At 57.2% G+C, this 16975-nt stretch carries 21 protein-coding genes; 10 read left to right on the plus strand and 11 right to left on the minus strand.

The features are described 5' to 3' along the window. Positions 1-13 precede the first annotated feature (13 nt). The 3 genes from recR (at position 14) to AC3Y7R_RS06825 (ending at position 1869) form a co-directional block, all read left to right on the plus strand. Positions 14-613 (plus strand): recombination mediator RecR, encoded by a 600-nt coding sequence (gene recR, locus AC3Y7R_RS06815; RefSeq protein ID WP_490041272.1) that lies wholly within the window; start codon positions 14-16, stop codon positions 611-613. Between the two features lie 113 nt (positions 614-726). Continuing rightward, positions 727-1275 carry a YeeE/YedE thiosulfate transporter family protein gene (locus AC3Y7R_RS06820; protein WP_490041273.1) on the plus strand — a complete coding sequence of 183 codons (549 nt, stop codon included), beginning with the start codon at positions 727-729 and terminating at the stop codon, positions 1273-1275. A 3-nt stretch (positions 1276-1278) separates the two neighbouring features. Further along, on the plus strand, positions 1279-1869 hold the full coding sequence (locus AC3Y7R_RS06825; RefSeq protein ID WP_490041274.1) for a YeeE/YedE thiosulfate transporter family protein: 591 nt from the start codon (positions 1279-1281) through the stop codon (positions 1867-1869). 43 nt (positions 1870-1912) lie between these two features. On the opposite strand, the gene AC3Y7R_RS06830 is transcribed toward AC3Y7R_RS06825, so the two are convergent. Beyond that, entirely contained in the window at positions 1913-2617 is a 705-nt protein-coding gene (locus tag AC3Y7R_RS06830; protein ID WP_490041275.1) for an HAD family hydrolase, read from the minus strand. A gap of 112 nt (positions 2618-2729) precedes the next feature. Here AC3Y7R_RS06830 and clpS point away from each other — a divergent pair, with 112 nt between their 5' ends. From clpS to AC3Y7R_RS06845, 3 genes are read left to right on the plus strand one after another with little or no spacing between them, the layout of a single operon-like run. Next, a complete protein-coding gene (clpS, locus tag AC3Y7R_RS06835) occupies positions 2730-3050 on the plus strand; it encodes an ATP-dependent Clp protease adapter ClpS (RefSeq protein ID WP_490041276.1) in 321 nt (106 codons plus the stop codon). Positions 3051-3074: 24 nt separating this feature from the next. Next, positions 3075-4085 (plus strand): class I SAM-dependent methyltransferase, encoded by a 1011-nt coding sequence (locus tag AC3Y7R_RS06840; RefSeq protein WP_490041277.1) that lies wholly within the window; start codon positions 3075-3077, stop codon positions 4083-4085. Positions 4086-4124: 39 nt separating this feature from the next. Then, positions 4125-4931 (plus strand): SDR family NAD(P)-dependent oxidoreductase, encoded by an 807-nt coding sequence (locus AC3Y7R_RS06845; protein WP_490041278.1) that lies wholly within the window; start codon positions 4125-4127, stop codon positions 4929-4931. Between the two features lie 106 nt (positions 4932-5037). Here AC3Y7R_RS06845 and AC3Y7R_RS06850 read toward each other — a convergent pair whose 3' ends face one another. After that, a complete protein-coding gene (locus AC3Y7R_RS06850) occupies positions 5038-6996 on the minus strand; it encodes a bifunctional 2',3'-cyclic-nucleotide 2'-phosphodiesterase/3'-nucleotidase (RefSeq protein ID WP_490041279.1) in 1959 nt (652 codons plus the stop codon). Positions 6997-7158: 162 nt separating this feature from the next. Between AC3Y7R_RS06850 and AC3Y7R_RS06855 the strand changes: the two genes are divergently transcribed. Then, positions 7159-8235, plus strand: coding sequence for an NAD(P)H-dependent flavin oxidoreductase (locus tag AC3Y7R_RS06855; RefSeq protein WP_490041280.1), 1077 nt, complete (start codon positions 7159-7161; stop codon positions 8233-8235). Between the two features lie 39 nt (positions 8236-8274). On the opposite strand, the gene AC3Y7R_RS06860 is transcribed toward AC3Y7R_RS06855, so the two are convergent. Further along, positions 8275-9027, minus strand: coding sequence for a DUF1013 domain-containing protein (locus AC3Y7R_RS06860; protein WP_490041281.1), 753 nt, complete (start codon positions 9025-9027; stop codon positions 8275-8277). A gap of 140 nt (positions 9028-9167) precedes the next feature. Between AC3Y7R_RS06860 and AC3Y7R_RS06865 the strand changes: the two genes are divergently transcribed. Next, positions 9168-9800 carry a ribonuclease T2 family protein gene (locus AC3Y7R_RS06865; protein WP_490041282.1) on the plus strand — a complete coding sequence of 211 codons (633 nt, stop codon included), beginning with the start codon at positions 9168-9170 and terminating at the stop codon, positions 9798-9800. A gap of 57 nt (positions 9801-9857) precedes the next feature. Here the strand turns inward: AC3Y7R_RS06865 and AC3Y7R_RS06870 are convergent, their stop codons facing one another. Together AC3Y7R_RS06870 and AC3Y7R_RS06875 are read right to left on the minus strand one after the other, a co-directional pair. Continuing rightward, positions 9858-10844, minus strand: coding sequence for an NAD(P)H-quinone oxidoreductase (locus AC3Y7R_RS06870; RefSeq protein WP_490041283.1), 987 nt, complete (start codon positions 10842-10844; stop codon positions 9858-9860). 9 nt (positions 10845-10853) lie between these two features. Next, complete coding sequence (locus tag AC3Y7R_RS06875; protein WP_490041284.1) at positions 10854-11537, minus strand: COQ9 family protein; 684 nt, start codon at positions 11535-11537, stop codon at positions 10854-10856. Positions 11538-11647: 110 nt separating this feature from the next. Between AC3Y7R_RS06875 and rpsU the strand changes: the two genes are divergently transcribed. Continuing rightward, on the plus strand, positions 11648-11854 hold the full coding sequence (rpsU, locus tag AC3Y7R_RS06880; RefSeq protein ID WP_121023675.1) for a 30S ribosomal protein S21: 207 nt from the start codon (positions 11648-11650) through the stop codon (positions 11852-11854). Positions 11855-11936: 82 nt separating this feature from the next. Here rpsU and AC3Y7R_RS06885 read toward each other — a convergent pair whose 3' ends face one another. Then, positions 11937-12272, minus strand: coding sequence for a winged helix-turn-helix transcriptional regulator (locus AC3Y7R_RS06885; RefSeq protein ID WP_490041285.1), 336 nt, complete (start codon positions 12270-12272; stop codon positions 11937-11939). Positions 12273-12407: 135 nt separating this feature from the next. On the opposite strand from AC3Y7R_RS06885, the gene AC3Y7R_RS06890 reads away from it, so the two are divergent. Further along, on the plus strand, positions 12408-12881 hold the full coding sequence (locus AC3Y7R_RS06890; protein WP_490041286.1) for an SRPBCC family protein: 474 nt from the start codon (positions 12408-12410) through the stop codon (positions 12879-12881). Between the two features lie 10 nt (positions 12882-12891). Here the strand turns inward: AC3Y7R_RS06890 and AC3Y7R_RS06895 are convergent, their stop codons facing one another. From AC3Y7R_RS06895 to AC3Y7R_RS06915, 5 genes are all read right to left on the minus strand, one after another. Beyond that, on the minus strand, positions 12892-13485 hold the full coding sequence (locus AC3Y7R_RS06895; protein WP_490041287.1) for a hypothetical protein: 594 nt from the start codon (positions 13483-13485) through the stop codon (positions 12892-12894). Positions 13486-13494: 9 nt separating this feature from the next. Continuing rightward, positions 13495-13629, minus strand: coding sequence for an aa3-type cytochrome c oxidase subunit IV (locus AC3Y7R_RS06900; RefSeq protein WP_490041288.1), 135 nt, complete (start codon positions 13627-13629; stop codon positions 13495-13497). An 81-nt stretch (positions 13630-13710) separates the two neighbouring features. Then, positions 13711-14169 carry a DUF6173 family protein gene (locus tag AC3Y7R_RS06905; protein ID WP_490041289.1) on the minus strand — a complete coding sequence of 153 codons (459 nt, stop codon included), beginning with the start codon at positions 14167-14169 and terminating at the stop codon, positions 13711-13713. A gap of 3 nt (positions 14170-14172) precedes the next feature. Further along, positions 14173-15204 carry an MBL fold metallo-hydrolase gene (locus AC3Y7R_RS06910; protein ID WP_490041290.1) on the minus strand — a complete coding sequence of 344 codons (1032 nt, stop codon included), beginning with the start codon at positions 15202-15204 and terminating at the stop codon, positions 14173-14175. Further along, positions 15201-16907, minus strand: a complete 1707-nt coding sequence (locus AC3Y7R_RS06915; RefSeq protein WP_490041291.1) for an acyl-CoA dehydrogenase — start codon at positions 16905-16907, stop codon at positions 15201-15203. The genes AC3Y7R_RS06910 and AC3Y7R_RS06915 overlap by 4 nt, the downstream gene beginning before the upstream one ends. Positions 16908-16975: the final 68 nt, after the last annotated feature.

Consider the following 16975-nt stretch of genomic DNA (forward strand, 5'->3'; position numbering starts at 1 on the left):
TCGGGGCGCTAAATTGTCAAATGCAACCAAAGACCTAGACCATCTGATCGACATGATGGCGAAGTTGCCGGGCCTAGGCCCGCGGTCGGCACGGCGTGCTGTGTTGCATATGATAAAGAAGCGCGCATTGCTGATGATTCCACTCGCCGACAGCTTGCAACATGTGGCCGTCACCGCGCGCGAATGCCTGACCTGCGGCAATATAGGCACCACCGACTTATGCGACATCTGCACCTCGACCAAGCGTGCAATCGGTGAGATCTGCGTGGTCGAGGACGTCGCCGATCTATGGGCGATGGAGCGCTCTGGCGTCTTCAAGGGCCGCTACCATGTGCTGGGCGGCACCTTGTCGGCACTGGACGCCATCGGGCCAGAGGAGCTGCGTATTCCCAAGCTAATGGATCGCGTCAGGGACGAGCAAATCACCGAAGTGATCCTCGCCCTGAACGCCACAATCGACGGGCAAACAACGGCGCATTACATTGCTGGAGAATTGGACATTCGAGGCGTCATGGTAACATCTTTGGCGCAAGGCGTCCCCATTGGTGGCGAGTTGGATTACTTGGATGATGGGACCATTTCGGCCGCTTTGAAAGCCCGAAAGAAGCTTTAACAGACCGCGCCGCCGTGAATAGATGCACCTCAAATACTTGACTTAAATCAATGGCTGCCCTCTCAAATCATATATATTCACTAACATGAATGTGAATTTGAGAGAGACAAATCATGGCACTTAACTGGAAATCTGGCGGACTGCTGCTCGGCGTGGTGTTTTTCCTCGCTGTCGCACTGGTCAAGCCAATCGGCGTTTCGACGCAATTCGTAATCCTTGACGGAATTTTATGGGATGCCGTCAGCCCTGACGTGGTGACCGCAACCGATGATGGCTACACCTCGACCAACGCATATCTGGCCAAATCCAACGGGAAATACGCCAAATCTGTCAGCAACCCAATGAACTACAGCTTTATCTTCGTTCTTGCGATGATGGCGGGGGCGGCCCTTTCTGTACTGGCGCGCGGCGGGTTGTCGCGTGACGAGAAAACCATACCGGAAATCTGGCGCAGCACCATCGGCTCAGGCACCACCAAGCGCTATGCCGTTGCCTTTATTGGCGGGGCTGTTGTCCTCTATGGCGCACGTTTGGCGGGGGGCTGCACGTCCGGGCACATGATGTCGGGCATGATGCAAACCGCGCTGTCGGGCTATATCTTCGCAGCCGGGGCATTTCTTGCCGCAATTCCCGTCGCCATCATGATGTATAAGGAGGCCTAGGCCATGACATCTATTCTTCTTGCCATTGTAATCGGCGTGGCTTTTGGTGCCGTGTTGGACCGCACCGGGGCCACCAACCCCTCCCTTATCGGGCGCATGTTGAACCTGACCAACCTGCACTTGATGAAAACAATACTGCTCGCCATTGGCACTGGCTCCGTGCTGATGTTCGGCGGGCAAATGCTAGGGCTGATCGATGTCGGCCATATGTCGGTCAAATCCGCGTATATCGGCGTCTTTATCGGCGGCCTTATGCTTGGTGCTGGCTGGGCCATGACCGGATATTGCCCCGGCACTGGCGTATGTGCCGCCGCATCCGGGCGCAAAGACGCGCTGTTCTTCATTGCTGGCGGATTGTTCGGCGCTGCCGCCTATATGGGGACCTACCCCGCGTGGAAAGCCAGCGGTTTGCTGGACAAAATCGCCGGTGGAAAAGTCACCTTGGGGACGGTTCCCGGATCATCTTATGACGGGCTCACCGCCATATCCGGTGATATCTTAGGGCTAGCAATCGGGGCGATATTCATGCTCGTCGCGTTCGTGCTGCCCGAGGCCCCACGTCCAAGCGGCCAAACACCTGTGCCTGCCGAATAAGTAAGAAATCAAAGCCCGAGACACATATCCTCTCGGGCTTTGACTATACCTCTAGCTCCGCTATCAGCGCCTCCAACCCGCCTAAATCCTTCAAAACCCGAAACCGCGGGTGGCTCGTCGGGGTTTGCGCCTTCTCTATTTCCCACTCGTATTTTGCTGGCACATGGACGCCCCAGCCACCGGCATCAATCGCCGGGACAACATCTGACTTCATCGAGTTTCCGACCATCATTGCGCGCTCCGGCCCGTCACCATGACGCATGAAGGCCTGAATGTAGGTCTTGGGTGTCTTATCGGCCACAATCTCAACCGCATCGAACAAGTCACCCAAGCCTGATTGCGCCAATTTACGCTCCTGATCCAGTAAATCACCCTTGGTGATCAGGACCAAACGATAGCGCCCCCCAAGCGCCTCAACGGCCTCGCGCGCGTGGGGTAGCAGGTGGATGGGGTGGCGTAGCATTTCTTGGCCCGCGTCAATGATCTGCGCAATAACCGAAGCCGGAACACGTTGCTCCGTCACCTCAATCGCGGTCTCAATCATCGACAGCATGAACCCTTTGATGCCGAAACCATAATGCCCGAGGTTCTTGCGCTCAGACTGCAAAAGTCGCGCGGCCAAATGCTCGGGATCGGCATAATCTTGCAGCAAACTGAAGAACAAATCTTGCGTCAGACGGAAGAATTCCTCATTTTGCCAAAGGGTATCATCAGCATCAAAGCCGATTGTGGTGATATTTTGTGACATATGACGCAAGGGGCCCCTTTTCTGGACTATACCCCCGCTTATATAGTAGGGCTCGCGAACCGAAAGCCTGCCTGCCGCCAAGGAACACCCTGTGACGCCTTTTGAAATCACTATGTCTGACCATGACGACGACGCCGATGGTGACGTGGCCGTGGCCACCAAGACCAAGCCAAAGACCCAAAAGCCGCCCCTGTATAAGGTGATGCTGCTCAACGATGACTACACGCCGATGGAGTTCGTCGTGTTGATTCTAGAGCGCTTTTTTGGCCTTAACCACGCGCAATCAGTGGATATCATGATGACGGTTCACCAAAAAGGCTTGGCTGTTGTGGGCGTATTCGCCCATGAGATTGCCGAGACCAAGGTGACCCAAGTGATGGACCTTGCCCGCCAAAACCAACACCCGCTGCAATGCACCATGGAGAAAGAGTAGGCCCCGCCTGCTCCCCACACCCTTATGACTGATTCTCGCTTTTCCCTCGCCCTTGATCAGGGCCTGTTAAGTTTGCCGGACGGCATGATGAACATCTTGAACGCCAGTGGCGACATGAATGTCTCGTTTACAGCGCCCGACCGCCTGCACCTGAGCCAAAGCTTCTACCCCGACCACCATGCGTTAACCTCGCGCGGATTATCTGTTGGCGTCGTGACCGAGGCCCCCGCGCAGGCCAGCCTCGTGATGTGCCACCGCTCCAAACCTGCGACCTATGACCTGCTCGCCCGCGCCATCACTCTGACCAACGTTGGCGGCACCGTCGCCGTTGAAGGGGCCAAAACTGACGGCATCGAATCGCTGTTGAAAGCCGTGCGCGCGCGCTTTGATAGCGTCGAGGTCTACTCCAAGGCGCACGGCAAGCTGTTCTGGTTCACCCGCCCTACAACCCTGCCCGATATGTCCGATTGGGTCGCCAAGCCAACACAACTGCCCGGCGGCTTCACCACCGTCCCTGGCGTGTTTTCCGCCGATGGGGTGGACAAAGGCTCGGCCCTGCTGGCGCAAAATTTACCCGCCTTTAAAGGCCCCGTTGCCGATCTGGGGGCTGGCTGGGGATACCTGTCGCGCCAAATCCTGACCTCCGAGACCGTCAAAGAGCTGGACCTCGTCGAGGCCGACCATCACGCCCTAGAGGCCGCCAAGCTGAACATAGATGACCCGCGCGCCAAGTTTTTCTGGGGCGATGTCACCTCCCACACCGGCTCCAACTACGCCGCTGTGGTATCAAATCCGCCGTTCCACATTGGCCGTAAACCTACGCCAGAACTGGGCCAAAAATTCATCAACCGCGCGGCCGACATGTTGATGCCCAAGGGGCAATTCTGGATGGTCGCGAACCGCAACCTGCCCTACGAGCAAACCCTGTCCGAGCGGTTTGGCCAAGTCGACACAATCGCCCAAACCGCAGGTTTCAAAGTGATCTGCGCGCGCCGCCCAATGAAGCCCGCGCAAAACACTCGCTCGAAACGCTAATTTCCCCTATCTTGACCGAATCCAACCGGAGGCATTTCCATGTCCTTTTCCATCGCGGGCAAAACCGCAATTATCACTGGTGCGGCCAACGGGGTCGGCTTGGCCATCGCCCGGCATTTCATCGCTGAGGGGGCCAACGTCATGATGGCCGACCGCGATGAAGAACACCTCCGCGAAGAAATGGGCGATACATCCGACGACGAAGGCACCGCGCGCATCTTCTCTTGCGACCTGCGCGAAAAGCTAAGTCAGGCCAACCTGCTATCCGCCACAATCGATGCCTTTGATCGCGTCGACATTTTGGTAAACGCCGCGCGCCAGGTGATGCCTACAAACCCGATGGACGACGAAGACGACTCAGTCGAGCAACTGTTGCAACAAAACCTAATATCCAGCCTGCGCCTAAGCCAACTCATCGCCAAACGCATGATCAAACAGTCCGGCGCCAATGAAGACGGCGAGATGGCCGGCTCCATCGTGAACCTGTCGTCGATTGCCGCGCGCCGCTCGCGCCCCGGCTTGATGGGCTACTCGATCTCTTGCGCGGCGCTGGAGCAAATGACGCGGACCATGGCCATCGCCTTGGCGCCCAACCACATCCGCGTAAACGCCGTGGCGTTCGGCTCCGTCATGAGCGCGAGCTTGCAAACCTCCCTAAAGGAAACCGACGGGCTGCGCGAAGACATCGTTGAGCACACCCCCATGAGCCGCATCGCCGCCGCCACCGAAGTGGCCGAGGCCGTGCAATTCCTGTGCTCTCCCAGTTCCAACTTTATGACCGGGCAAATCATGACCGTCGACGGCGGGCGCTCCCTCCTCGATCCAGTCGAGACCGCCGCCCACTAGCCCCCTTAAAGGTTTCTTTTTTCCCTAAATACCTCGGGGGATTGGGGGCAGCGCCCCCATTAAGACATCATGCGTGCCGAAGGCACCCAATCAGGTCACGCCTAAATCACAGCGCAATACGGTAGCGTGCAAACCCCTCAGGGCCATCACCCGCAGGCTCAATCTTCACGCTGGTCACATCGCCAATATATTTGGTCGCCGCAGGCCCCGTGTCAAACAGCACCGACGTGCCCTCCATCGGTGCAAAGCGCCAGTTGGCATCCGCGCGCGGGCTAACCGTGCCCTGATCCACAATATAGCGCACCAAAACATCGCGATTGGTATCCGGCCCTTCAAACACAATTGTGTCGCCAGTGCCGGGGAAGCTCCCGCCCCCGGACGCGCGGTAATTATTCGTCGCGATAATAAATTCTTGGGCAGGGTCAAGCGGCTTACCCTCAAACGTCAGGTCCACAATACGACTGGCATCAGCGTTCAACGCCTCGCCTTTCGATGTAAACTTGGACGGCTGAGATAGATCAATCCGATATTCCACGCCGTCGATGACATCAAAGTTGTAGCTCGGGAAATCAGGGTTCAGCAGAACTTGATCGGCCTCTCCGGCAGTCACTTGGTTAAAGATACCAGCCGAGCGCTCCAACCAGTCTTTCACCTGCGCCCCCGTGACCCGCACCGCGCGCACCGTGTTGGGGTACAGATACAAATCAGCCACGTTCTTAATCGCCACGTCACCTACCGGCACGTCGGTGAAATACTCAGCCCCACCACGCCCGCCAGCCTTAAATGGTGCCGCGGCAGACAGGATCGGCAAACTCTCGTGCTCCGTCCCCTTAAGTTGCTCCTTGATGTACCAAACCTGCGCATTCGAGACGATCTGCACCGACGGATCATCCGCCACCAGCGCGAAATAGCTGTGCAATGGCGCATCCGTTTTGCCCACCGCACGGCGCACATAGGCCAGCGTTTCCTCGTGTTCTTTCGCCACTGACGCCAGCACCGCCGCGTCGCTTTCCACTAGGGCAGTGGTCGATCGGTCCTCGTTGCGCTTGGAAATTGGCCGCGCCTCGGACATGTGCGACACAACCTTCCACTCATTGCCGGATCGCTCCAACATCAAATCAATCACCCCCAGATGCGAGCCCCAAAAGCCCCCCATCGCGGCGGGTTTTCCATGGATTGTCCCATTGGTCGCATCAACGCCCGCGAAGTTTTCAAACTTAGGGCCGGGGAACACCAAATGGCTGTGGCCAGTCAAAATGGCGTCAATCCCGTCCACCATCGCCAGTGGCACGGCGGCGTTCTCCATCCCGTCACTATGATCCGCAGAGCCAATACCAGAATGGCTAAGTGCAATGATAATGTCCGCGCCCTGCTCTTTCATCAAAGGCACATAGGCCTTGGCCGTATCCACAATATCGCGCGCCTGCACGCTGCCTTCCAAATGCTTGCGGTCCCAGTTCATCACCTGTGGCGGCACAAACCCAATCAGCCCCACCTTGATAGGGTGGCTGTTGCCATCGCCGTCCGTCACGGCACGATCTAAGATCACAAACGGCGGCAGCAGGGTTTTGTCCTTGGTCGGCTCCGACCCCATCTCCTTGACCACATTGGCCGACACAATCGGGAAGTCCGCGCCCGCCAGCGTCTTGGTCAGAAACTCCAACCCGTAGTTAAACTCGTGGTTACCCAGCGTAGAGGCGTCAAACCCAACCGTGTTCATCGCGGCAATGACCGGGTGCATATCCCCCTCCTTCATGCCGCGCTCATAGGCGATGTAGTCGCCCATCGGGTTCCCTTGCAAAAAGTCACCATTATCAATCAGCATAGAGTTCGTTGCCTCGGCGCGGATCTCGCCAATGATAGACGCCGTGCGCGCCAGCCCAACGGTGTCGCGCGGCTTGTCCGCATAGTAGTCATAGGGGAAGACATGCACATGCAGATCGGTGGTTTCCATGATGCGCAAATGGGCCTGATTGGCGCTCGCACGGGCAGAAAACGGATGCACAGCAATCAGCGCGGCGGTGCCCATCAGAAAATGGCGGCGGTCGAATGTCAGCTTGGTCATGATAAATCTCCCTATGTAATGGCTCAAGTTGGCAACAGTTTACCTGAGTCTCACAACAAGTTTTTGACAAATGCCGGAAGTTTGCCGCAACCCAGCGCAGCCTATTTGTATGTTCCTGCTGTTTAAGTTGCTACGCCTCGCAATTTTTCTTAGGCTAACTTCATGAATTTTATTGAACAACTGCAGCTTCACCACCCTATCATCCAAGCGCCCATGGCTGGGGTCTCCACCCCCGAGCTTGCCGCGAATATATCTAACGCTGGCGGGCTTGGCTCGCTTGGGGTCGGCGCAACCAACGCCAGCGGCGCGCAGGCAATGATTGAAGAGCTACAAAGCCGCACCTCAAAAGCCTTCAACATAAACCTTTTCGTGCATGCCACATCTGAGCCGAACGCCCAGCGAGAGGCCGATTGGCTCTGCGCGCTAAAGCCTGCCTTTTCAGAGTTCAATGCAGAACCTCCAAAGTCACTTCAGGTGATCTACCGCAGCTTTGCTGAGGATGATGAGATGCTTGCCGCACTGATTGCCCTTGCTCCACCGGTGGTCAGTTTTCACTTTGGCCTGCCATCACCAGACCGCATTGCCGCCCTGAAAGGGGCCGGATGTCTACTGATGTCGACCGCAACCAATCTGACGGAAGCCAAAGCCGCCCAGCAGGCAGGAATAGACGCGATTGTCGCGCAAGGCATCGAGGCCGGTGGCCACCGCGGCATGTTCGACCCTGAAGCGCCGGATGACTGCCTTAGCGCATATGCGTTAACTGCGTTACTGACCAAAGAGATCGACATGCCGGTCATTTCTGCCGGCGGGATCATGTCTGGACACGACATTAACACCGCACTCAGGCACGGGGCTGTGGCGGCTCAGCTTGGCACCGCATTTATCCGCTGTCCTGAGAGCAGCGCAGATGATGCCTATCGGCAGGCCCTTCAGGGCGAAAGCGCCAAACACACGTCTATGACCAAAGCCATTTCGGGACGGCCTGCGCGGTGCCTGCAAAACCGTTTCACCGAATGGGCACAGCGTCACAGTGATATCGCAACCCCAGGATATCCAATGACCTATGACGCGGGAAAGGCCCTAAACTCAGCGGCCAAAAAGCATGGAGAAACCGGTTTTGGGGCGCAATGGGCCGGACAGGGCGCAGCACGCTCGCGCAGCATGGCGGCCGCTGATTTACTCGAAACCCTCGCGGCAGAAATGCAAGCACCCCCCAATAAAAACGCCGCCACCCGTTAAGGGTCGCGGCGCTTCACTTCATACATTTTCGGCGACTAATTAGTCGTCATCCCCATCCGCACTTGGTGCGTCCGGCAGATTGAACAGGGTGTCGGCATCAACCAGCAACGTGTCATCCTCGTCTTCATCATCAACGTGATCCGACAATTTGAAGGCCTCTAGGCCAGAAATCGCGGTGGGCAGGTCCGGCTCAGGGGCCAAGCCCAAGGATTGCTCGGTTGAGACCAGCTTGCGGCGCTCTTCGTCGGATAGGGCAGTGCCTTCTTTCAAGCGCTTGGCGTTGGCTTTTTGCACCGCAGCGTCCAGCTCGGACTGCTTACACAGGCCCAAGGCAACCGGGTCAATCGGCTGGATGTTGCTAATGTTCCAGTGGGTCCGCTCACGAATCGCGTTGATCGTGGGCTTCGTGGTCCCGACCAGCTTGGAGATTTGGCCGTCAGTCAGTTCTGGGTGGAATTTCACCAGCCACAAAATGGACGCTGGGCGGTCTTGGCGCTTGGACAGCGGAGTGTAGCGCGGACCACGACGCACCTGCTCGCCCTCGGCGGCGGCGTTAAATTTCAACTGCAAGCGATACTTGCGGTCGTTGACCCCTTTGTCGATCTCGTCTTGGGTCAACTGGTTGTTGGTAATCGGGTCAAACCCTTTGACACCTTGCGCCACATCACCGTCAGCGATGCCTTGGACCTCCAGGTCATGCAGGCCACAAAAGGCGGCAATCTGAACGAATGTCAGGGTGGTATTGTCCACAAGCCAGACGGCGGTGGCTTTTGCCATGATAGGTAGTGCCATTATTTTCTCTCCTACTTACCGCAACTGCGGATACACCTTCCCCGTCACCCGGCTTAGGGGCTGTCCCGGTTGGAACAAGTTCGTGATGTTGGGGAACTTGAAGGCTATATAGGGGCGGATTGGGTCAAGGGGAAGAGAAAATGCGCGCAGTGTTAATCGGGTTGATGTTGTGGGCCGCACCCGCATGGGCAGATGGCGAGCGCGCGGGGGATTTTGACTACTACGTTTTGGCGCTGAGTTGGTCGCCAACATGGTGCGCTCTGGAGGGGGACGCACGTGGCGCGGACCAGTGCGAAGACAAACACGACTACGGCTGGACCCTGCACGGGCTATGGCCCCAAAACGAGCAAGGCTGGCCATCCTATTGCCGCACGCCGAAGCGCGACGCCCCACGCGGGCTGACCAATTCCATGACGGATCTGATGGGGTCCGGCGGCTTGGCGTGGCATCAATGGAAAAAGCATGGGCGATGCTCTGGGCTGTCTGCCGAGGACTACTTCGAGACATCCCGCCGCGCTTATGCCTCAGTCACCCGCCCGACAGTATTTCGTAAACTGAAAGACCCGATCAAATTGCCTGCGCGTGTGGTCGAGGAAGCCTTTTTAAAAGCCAACCCATCACTCTTCGCCGACGGCTTAACCGTGACCTGCAAAAACCGCCGCATTCAAGAGGTACGGGTTTGCCTGAGCAAAGATTTGGAGCCCCGCAAATGCGGCCGCGACGTGAGCCACGATTGTACAATGACAAATGCATTGCTCGATCCCGTGCGCTAACGCGCCAAATCTCTGGCACAGAGATTTACTAAGAGCCTGTGTCAGGCTCTTACCCGCTCACAGCTTCAAAACAATCTTTCCGATATGAGCCGAGCTTTCCATATGAGCGTGCGCCTTCGCCGCATCCTCCAATGCAAACTCACTATCCATAACAGGTCCAATGCGGCCCGACGCAATCAGCGGCCAAACATGCTCGCGTAGTTCCTGCGCAATTTGCGCCTTCGCCAGATCACTTTGCGGACGCAGCGTTGAGCCAGTAATCGTCAGGCGCCGCATCATCACATGAGCAAAGTTCAACTCGACCTTGGGGCCGTTCAGGAACGCGATTTGCACCAGCCTACCGTCATCAGCCAATGCCCGTACGTTGCGTGGTAAATAATCACCGCCAACCATATCCAAGATCAGATCGGCACCACCTTCCGCACGTAAAACCTCAACGAAGTCCTCATCGCGATAGTTAATCGCGCGCTCTGCCCCTAGGCCCAGACACGCCGCGCATTTGACGTCCGAGCCCGCAGTGCTAAACACCCGCGCCCCCATGACATTGGCCAACTGAATAGCCGTTGTTCCGATCCCGCTAGAGCCGCCGTGAACCAAAAACCGCTCGCCTGCTTTCAAGCCACCGCGCATAACCACGTTGGAATAGACGGTGAAGAACGTCTCGGGCAGCGCCGCCGCTTGCGCCATGCTCAACCCATCTGGCACCGGCAGGCAGTGCACCGCAGGCGTGCTGACATATTCCGCATAGCCACCACCGGGCAACAAGGCGCACACTGTGTCGCCCTCGCGCAGGCCAGATACACCGTCCCCAACGGCGAACACCGTCCCTGCGCCCTCCAGCCCCGGATAAGGCGAGGCCCCTTTGGGTGGCGCATAGAGCCCTGCGCGCTGCAACGCGTCGGGGCGGTTTACCCCTGCGTAGTCCAGCTTGAGAATCACTTCGCCCGCCTTCGGGCTAGGCCGCGCGGCCTCTTTCATCTTTAGCACATTCGGAGGGCCGGGTTGCGTGATCTCGATCACGCGCATCATTTGCGGAGCCGCCATTTTCAGTCCTTACTTAGAATTCGTATGTCCGGGCAAATCAGTATCGAATCCCGACCCCGGCGCTTTCAGCCGTGACAGCAGCCAGTTGGGGCCAGCCAACAGCTTGGACGCCACGGGGCTGGCGTTAACCTGCGCCTTTACCTTCTCAAACTGCATGACATTCTCAATCCGGCGATCGAGAAACTCCCAAGTTGCCGCATGGCCATCGCTCTCGTCGCCCAGCCAAAACAGAACCGTCGCGCCATAGACCGCCGACAAGGTTGCCCGCTTGGTGTACCAATTGTGGTCCTGCGATTGGTCCCCCAAGGCGGTCCATATCGCATCCGCAGTGCCCCAAACCAGCTTTGCACCCTGCGCCGCGTTCAACGGCAAAGCAAACAGGGCCGTGCCCCGGCGCACAGCCTCTTTATTCTCACCCACAGCCTCTAGGCGAAACCTGACACCAGCCGCGATTCGGTCGCGAAAACGCGTCGCCAGCAGGTTCTCCGTCTTCAACCGCTCCACCATCTGCGCGTCGCCACGCTGATGGAACGCCACAGCCAAATCAAACGCGCCACGCGGGAATAAGGTCTGAGCCAGCCCCACCTCCACGCCGCTATCAACCAAGGCGGCCTCAAACGTCTCCTTAGACCAGCCGTCAAAGGTCACATGGGCCAAACTGGCATCTAGAATTCGGTTTTTTGCATCATCCATTTCAGGCTCCTGTCAGAGTGCTTGCATCCCTTGTAGACAAGTTCCGCCGCCCTTGCTATATGGCCCCTTCCTGCAATCTTGCAATTTTAACCTAGGAAGGTGGTGACACCATGCAGGTAAGCGTTCGCGACAACAACGTCGATCAGGCTCTTCGCGCCTTGAAGAAAAAACTTCAACGTGAGGGCGTTTTTCGGGAAATGAAGCTCAAGCAACATTACGAAAAACCGTCTGAGAAGAAAGCACGCGAGAAAGCCGAAGCAATTCGCCGTTCCCGCAAGCTGGCTCGTAAGAAGCTCCAGCGCGAAAACGGCGGGTAGAACCCGGTTTTCAAGCACAAGAATAACTGCCCCCGTAGCGCACCGCGCTGCGGGGGTTTGTTTTTGGGCAGGCCTGAATGGGTTACGCTAGATGCTCTTGCCACCAATCATGCATCGAGGTGAAAACAGGGGCCAATCCCAACCCCGCAGAGGTCGCGCTATATTCCACCCGCGGCGGAACCTCTGCATAGACCTTGCGCGACACAAGCCCGTCGGCTTCCAGCGCGCGCAATTGATTTGTCAGCATTGTTTGCGTGATGCCATCAATCATTTTGCGCAATTCTCCAAACCGTTTTGTCCCTCGAAAAATCAGTATTTGCAAAATCAGCAACTTCCACTTGCCTCCAATCATGCCAATCACCACAGGCGCAGGGCAAGGCAACACCACTGAAACGGGGTTTTTCTTTTCTTCATTCATGCATGTTTTCCAGCATTAGTATGATTTCCAATGCTATATACAAAAAATATGCCTACTTTCCAAACCAAACTTCAATGCGCAAAAGTGGCCCGATAAAAGCTAGAAACCACATCACTAAAAGGCCTGCGCAATCCCATGAACACCGAGAACTACACCGCCTCGTTTTTAACCGCAGCCAGTAGCGCGACCTGCTACCGTGCCGCCACCTGTAACTACGACAAGTGGTGGACAGCACCCGACCGCGCATTGAAAGCCGTCGGTGATCAGGCTAAATTCACCTTCGCACCCGGCCAATCCTATTGGGCCTTTGAAGCCACCCGCCTTGAGCCAAATTCACACATCGAAATGACATGCGTCGATGCGCTACATATCCATGAGGGCCAGCCAAAAGAGATCGAGACCGAGTGGCTCGGCACGACCCTGACTTGGGATTTCGTCCCCGATGGCAACCAAACGCGTGTCACCATGGTTCACGCAGGCTTAACCCCGCAACTATTATGCTACGACGTCTGTCAGGCAGGTTGGGATTTTTTCTTTCGCGACAGCCTCAAAGCTTATCTCGAGACAGGTCAGGGAAAGCCGCATACAGCCCCCGACCGATCAACCTAAGACAGGGATTTCACCCGCCGCCGGGCAGCTTGCCAGAGTTGTCGTCGGGGTCGTCGTCATAGACCGTGCGGGTCTTCACGCCGGGCAACTTGGCAAAGGCTTCCATTGTCTTGATCGGGAAGTAGCTGGTCTTGATGCTCTCGAACCCAGGCAGCCGCCCCAAAATGATGCTGGAGGACAAGGAACACGCTGCCGAAGGCACCGCGCCATAGGCGGCGGCCTCATTCAAGGCCAACTCTGCCACCTCGGGCGAGACTTGCAGCTCTTGAATGACCGTGCGGTAGGTTTCGCGGGTGTGGTAGTCGACATAAACGTCGACCATCCGGTCCGTCATCCCGTAGTGCAGGTCATTGCGTTCCGGCGCGTTTGGGCTCCACCAAGTGCCCGCCGGATCCCAAACCACGCGCTGCGATCCGTTGATAAGTAGCCCCGTATGCCCGCCTGCACCGGACCGGTTGTTAATCACCGTAATCAAGGTCAGCGTTGACGGCCCGGGGTGGTGATAGGCCTTGCCCCGGATGTCTTCATCCGGCGCCCAGACGCTCTCGACCCCGCAGGCCGCCAAGAAGGCAACCAACCCAAAAGATAAAAATAACCGTTTCATTAGAACGCGTTAGCCGCCAACCAATGCAAGGAAAATCAAGAAAATAATGACGCCAATGGTGAAGTAAGTTGAAATCTTCACAAAAGCCGCAAAGGTCTTTTCTTGATCCGTAATGTCCATAGAACCTTGTTTGTGTTCAGCCATTTGGGTCTCTCCGTTGAATAGTGTTTTTTGTGAGTAGCTGATTTTTTCGGGACTGTCACGCGTCAGGGGGACGCGGGCGCTCTACCCGACCTCTAAATCCCGCGCGAGCCGGAAGCCAATCCGGTTCGGCTCTGGCTGGTCCGCCTCTTTTGGTAGGGTCCGCAGTTGCACATTTAGCTGGCTGACATGCTGGATTTGCTGAGTGCGTGTGCCGCTCGGGTCTGCACCGTAGAAGGTGATGATGTCGGGGGCATAAAAGCCAATACCCTCGATACGCATGACGCCACTATCACCGCCGACAAACCCCATCGCAATCTCGTGATCGTTATCCAGCTTCTCCTCAAAGTTCTTAATGTAGAGAATCAACCGCTCATAAGCCCACTCGGCGGGGGATTTCTGCTCGATCGGGGTCTTGGAGACCGACGCAGGCAAATCTTCTTGCTCTGGCGTCGAGCCGCAGTCAGTCACATGAACCACCCCTGCACGACGCAAGGCAGCAGCCTCTACAACCTCGGCGGTGGTCTGAATTTCATCGCCCATATATCAGGCCTCTTTGCGCAAATAGGTATAAGCCCCATCTTCGCGCAGGGTGCGGGTAACTTGTCCAGCCAAATATAAATGAGCACAATGCGCCACGCTCTCGACCAGCGCCAAACCGTACTCGCCACCACGCACTTCGCGCTTGAACAGCGGCAAAAAGCACTCATGCGCAGTCTTCGGCGTATCCATATAGTTCAGCAGCCGCACCAATGCGCCGTGATGGTTGTCGATCAATTGTCGCATCCGCGTGGGCAAGCCAGTGAACGGCAACTTGTGACCGGGCAGCACCAACTGCTCTGGCGTGGCAAATGCCGCCAATCGCTCACAGGCCTCAAGCCAGTCTTCCACCGGGTCCGCGTCCGGCTCGGTCGGATAAACCCCAAGGTTCGGGCTGATCGAGGGCAGCAGTTGATCGCCCCCCAAAACCACGTCGTCAGCCCATAGCGTCGCATGTTCCGGTGCATGACCATTGCCCATACGAACAACCCAGTCACGCCCGCCCGCGTGCAGGCTATCCCCCTCGCGAATACGGCGATATCCCAACGGCATCGAAGCCACGCAATCGGCGAAGTTAAACGGGCGCTCACCTGCGCGTTGCGCATAAATCTCGGGGTCCATTCCGGCATGCTGCCAAAATTTCAGCGTCTCAGGTGTGGGTCTATCCTGCTCGTCCAGCACCAGCATCCGCGCCATCAGCCATGCGGTGCGCGTGGTAACCAATTCCGCGCCATGCTCGGTTTGAAACCAGCCTGCCATGCCAATGTGATCAGGGTGGTGATGCGTGACGATAACGCGGCCAACCGGCTTGCCTTTTAGGGGACCCGCCAACATTTTTTCCCACAGAGCAACGCCGGGCTTAGAAAAAAAACCCGTGTCCACAACCGTCCAACTGTCACCATCATCCAGCGCATAAATGTTTACGTGGTCCAGCTTCATCGGCAGCGGCAGGCGCATCCATAAAATGCCCTCGGCGACCTCAATGGCCTCTCCCTGTGCGGGAATGTCCGGGAACGGGTAGCTAAGCTTCCCGCTCAACCGCCCAAATCCTCATCGCTCACCGCATATAAATCAGCCGCCCCCAAACGGACCTGATCGGCCAGTCCGCCATGCTCGGGCAAAAGTCGGTTCACATAAATCGCTGCCATGCGAGCGCGGTCCGAACTCGGCCCCGCAGCATTCCCAGCACACAGGTGATAGTAGCCCCCCAAAACCCGCGCGAACAGGCGCAGGTACGGCACAGCCCCGGCAAAACGGTCGTTCATTTCCTGCTCCACCAGCCACTCGGTGGCTTCGCGCAACGTCTCGGCAGCGGTAAAAACCGGACCGGCTAGCGCAGGAACAATAGCTTTGCAACCATCCGCATAGGCCTCAATCTCGTCGATCAGCGCATAGGCCGCTTCGCCGCCGTCCATCATTTTGCGCGCCACAAGGTCCATGGCCTGAATGCCGTTGGTGCCCTCGTAGATAGCAGTCACACGGACGTCGCGCAGATATTGCGCGGCACCTGTTTCCTCGATGAATCCCATACCCCCGTGGACCTGAATACCCTGATCAGCCACGGCAATACCCGTGTCGGTGCCAAAGGCCTTGGCAATCGGGGTTAGCAATGCTGCACGGGCGGCCCATTCCGGCGCGCCAGTGGCGGTTTGCATGTCAATCGCCACCGTGCAAGCCGTAGCAATAGCGCGGGCAGTGAAGATATCTGCCTTCATTTCCGCCAACATCCGGCGCACATCGGCGTGGCCCAAAATACTGTCGCCCTGCACAGTTTTACCCTGCTTGCGATCTTGCGCGTAGGCCAATGCATGTTGGTACGCGGCCTCTGCCACGCAAATGCCCTGCCCGCCGACGCCGACGCGCGCATTGTTCATCATGGTAAACATTGCAGCCATGCCACCATTCGGTTTGCCGATCAGCCAGCCCGTGGCACCATCATACTGCATAATCGCGGTCGGGGAGCCATGCAGCCCCATTTTATGTTCCAGCGAGACCACCTTCAACGTGTTGGCCACACCCGGCTTGCCGTTCTCATCCGGGATCAGCTTGGGCACCATAAACAGCGAAATGCCTTTCGTGCCCGGCGCCCCGTCAGGCAGCCGCGCTAGGACCAAATGGCACACATTTTCGCTGAAATCATTGTCGCCCCAACTGATAAAGACCTTCTGGCCGGTGACCGCATAGGTGCCATCCCCATTATCTGTAGCCTTCGACTGCAAAGCCCCCACATCTGATCCGGCCTGCGGCTCGGTCAAATTCATCGTGCCACACCATTCACCGGAAATCAGCTTCGGCAAATACAAGTCCTTGATCGCATCCGAGGCATGGTGCTCCAGCGCCTCAATCTGCCCTTGGCTCATCAGCGGGTTCAATTGCAACGACAGACACCCGCCGCCAATCATCTCGTTCACCGCATTTTGCAACGAGAACGGCAGCCCCATGCCGCCGTGTTCCGGGTTGGCGGCCATGCCGATCCAGCCGCCCTCCGCGATGGCTTTATACCCATCCCCGAACCCAGGAGAGGTGCGCACAACGCCATTTTCCAAGACCGCCGGGTGCAAGTCACCGCTGCGGTTCAGCGGGGCAATTACCTCATCGGCCATCTTGGCCGCCTCACCCAAAATTGCAGAAACCATATCCGGAGTAGCTTCCGCAAACCGCTCTGTTGCAGTGACCTTTTCCAGCCCCACCACATGATCAAATAGAAATTGGTAGTCGGCTGCTGGTGCACGGTAAGGCATACGCGATCCTCATAAAAATTTTCGCCGCTTTGCAAGGCTTTGCGGCATCAGTAAAAGAGTTAAACATT

Source organism: Litoreibacter sp., from assembly GCF_058136045.1.